3 protein-coding genes are annotated in these 2,871 nt (G+C 70.5%); 2 read left to right on the top strand and 1 reads right to left on the bottom strand.

Annotation, left to right across the window (positions count from 1 at the left end; translation table 11 throughout):
- Positions 1 to 881, bottom strand: an 881-nt coding sequence (locus tag BFF77_RS31270) for a COG1470 family protein (RefSeq protein ID WP_141698588.1), incomplete at its 3' end; no start/stop codon positions are given.
- Positions 882 to 1,090: 209 nt separating this feature from the next.
- Between BFF77_RS31270 and BFF77_RS31265 the strand changes: the two genes are divergently transcribed.
- Together BFF77_RS31265 and BFF77_RS31260 are read left to right on the top strand one after the other, a co-directional pair.
- Positions 1,091 to 1,657, top strand: a complete 567-nt coding sequence (locus BFF77_RS31265; RefSeq protein ID WP_245703943.1) for a helix-turn-helix transcriptional regulator — start codon at positions 1,091 to 1,093, stop codon at positions 1,655 to 1,657.
- Between the two features lie 143 nt (positions 1,658 to 1,800).
- Positions 1,801 to 2,871: vWA domain-containing protein (locus BFF77_RS31260; RefSeq protein WP_141698587.1), on the top strand; the 1,071-nt coding region annotated here is incomplete at its 3' end.

The following is a 2,871-nucleotide window of genomic DNA, read 5'->3' as shown; positions in this document are numbered from 1 at the left end:
GCGCCGCCGTCGCCGGCGGCGCCCGAGGACGTACCGGCCGAGGCGCCGCCGCCGGAGGAGGTGGACGGGGTCGGATTGGACGGCAACACCTGGGCCACCTGCTTCTGGGTCTCCTCCCGAGCCGCCGACTTCACCACCGGGCGCAGCAGCGCGAACCACAGGCCGATCAGGGCCAACACCGCCACAACGACCGCGATCAGGGCCCGGGGCAGCCAGCTCGGCAGGATCGCGTCCTGCTGGTAGGTGCCGTCCAGTAGGACCGGCTCGTGCGGGGCTTCCCCCGCCGGTGTCGCCACCACCTGGAAGGGGTGTACGACCGGGGCCCCGCGCCACAGCCGCTTGGCGGGCCGGGCCGTCAGCTTGGAAAGTTCCGTCGTGCCCGGCGGGAGTTCGACGCTCTCCCGCGAGAAGCCGAGCCGTGTGCGGGAACTGTCGCCCTGCGCGGTGAGCCGGACCGTCATGGGGATGTTGCCCCGGTTGTCGATGGCGACGTCCGTGCGGCCCCGCCACACACCGTTGAATCCGCGCGGTACCAGTTCCCCGGTGAGCTCTGTGAACGGCTCGACGGTGACGACGCCCTCGGGCACCACCGTTCCCTCGGGGTTGCTGGTGGGCACCACCCGTACCCCGAACGGGATGTCCCCGGACGGTACTTCGGAGCTGCGTGGCGGGTTCAGCGCGACGAGTACGGTTGCCGAGGTGTCGGGGTAGAGCGACAGGCTCGACGGTTCGACGTTCGTCCAGGCCGCGGCCGGGCCCACCACTTCGAAGCGGTACTCCTCCACCGTGCTGCCGGAGTTGCGTACCTGAAGGGGGACTTCGGTCCGGCCACCGGGATTCGCGGTGACGGCGGTTGCGTCCAGGCTCGCCGCAGTTGTCATGATCGGCACCGTAGGCCCGGGGAGTCCGGGGAACAGGGGCTCCGCAGGAAGACTTCGGGGCAGTTGAGGTGCCCATTGAGACCTTGTTGACTGTACGTGGAGTGCACTCGCGCATACTGCGGCGAAGCATTCGACCCAGGGGCGGGGAGGCCGGTGTGGACCGGATAGACGTGTGCCTGCGTGCGGAGGACCCGATTTCCAGAACGGGGGTGGCCGGCCAGCTGCGGTCCCGGCCGGAAGTCCGGCTGGTGGAGAACGAGGAAGAACCGGCGGCCGTGGCGGTGGTCGTCGTCGACACGATCGACGAGGCCGCGCTGCGGACCCTGCGCAACGTCCAGCGCACGGTGTCGGCGAGGGTGGCACTGATCGCCACTCACATCGACGACCAGCAGCTGGTCGGGGCGGCCGAGTGCGGGGTGGCCGGCATCCTGCGGCGGTCGGAGGCGACGCCGGAGCGGCTTGTACAGGTGATCGAGGCGGTGGCCCGGGGCGAGGGGAGTCTCCCCGCGGACCTGCTCGGCCGGCTGCTGGAGCAGGTCGGCCGACTGCAGAGCCAGGTCCTGGCGCCGCGCGGCCTGAACTTCAGCGGGCTCACCGCCCGTGAGATCGAGGTGGTCCGCCTCGTCGCCGAGGGATACGACACCGGGGACATCGCCGCGAAGCTCTCGTACTCGGAACGCACCATCAAGAACGTCCTGCACGAGCTGGTCATCCGGCTGCATCTGCGCAACCGCTCCCATGTCGTCGCCTACGCGCTGCGCCAGGGGCTGATCTGACGTACGGCCGGGCTGTCCGGGCGAACCGTCCGGGCGGACTGCCCGGAGGGGCAACTTGTCTTCCCTCATACGTGTCCCCGGATCCGCTCCCCTCGGAGCGTGGCGCGGGAAGGGTGGGGCCAACGCCGATCTTGGAGGATGTCGTGCGGCGGTTCCGACTGCGGGCGGGCCTGATGGCCGCGCTTCTCACGTTCGGCGGGGTGGGGGCCGGGGCCGGCGACGTCGTCGGCCCGGCCGCGGCTCCGTCCCCGTCTCCGGTCACGCCGTCGGTGGTCGAGCAGTCGCTCGACCCCGGCGAGTCCCTCACCGTCACCAAGACGGTGCGGACGCCCGCGGTGCCGCCCAGGCCGGACGTGGTGCTGCTGGTCGACAACACCGGCAGCATGGGGGAGCCCATCGCGGATGTGCGGCGGAATCTGCCGATGATCGTGAAAAGTGTGTTCGACGAGCAGCCCGACTCCCGGTTCGCCGTGGCCAGTTACGGTGACCAGGACGATCCGGACAGGCTCTTCCTCCTCCACGAGGCGTTCACCAACGACCGCGCGCTCATCCAGCGCGGTGTCGACGCGCTGGGAGCCGGCGGCGGCGGGGACACCCCGGAGGACTGGGGGAACGCGTTGTGGCAGGTCGCGACCGGCGTCGGCGGGCGCAACCCGTTCCGGTCCGGGGCCAGCCCCGTCGTCGTCCTGGTCGGCGACGCCTCCAGCCACGACCCGAGCGGCGGCCACTCCTTCGACAGCGTCGTCGCCACCCTCAAGGCGAACAACGTCAAGGTGCTCGCGGTGGACGTGGAGAGTTACAGCGACGGCCTCGACGGCCAGCGCGGCGATTTCAGGAAGGGCCAGGCCACCCGGGTCTCCGGGGAGACCGGAGGGACGTACCTCCAGGGCGTGAACCCGAACGAGGTGGCGGACGCGATCACCAGCGGACTGTCCAACCTGCCTGTCGACGTCACCCACGAGACTCTGGACTGCGATCCTTCGCTGTCCGTCTCCCTCACCCCGGCGAGCCGTCAGGTGATCAGCGGTCAGACCGCCACCTTCACGGAAACCGTCACGGTGGCCCGGAACGCTCCCCAGGACTCCACGCTGAGCTGCACCGTACAGTTCCGCCTCGGCCCCGCCGGTGCCGACCCCAGCTACCAGCAGCACATAAGGATCACCGTCAACGACGTCACCGCGCCTGTTGTGACGGTGGGGGACCGTACGGTGGAG

Origin of the sequence: Streptomyces lushanensis (genome assembly GCF_001700515.1) — a bacterium.
In the GTDB taxonomy this organism is placed as follows: domain Bacteria; phylum Actinomycetota; class Actinomycetes; order Streptomycetales; family Streptomycetaceae; genus Streptomyces; species Streptomyces lushanensis.
This window is presented reverse-complemented; position numbering and strand designations above follow the sequence as displayed.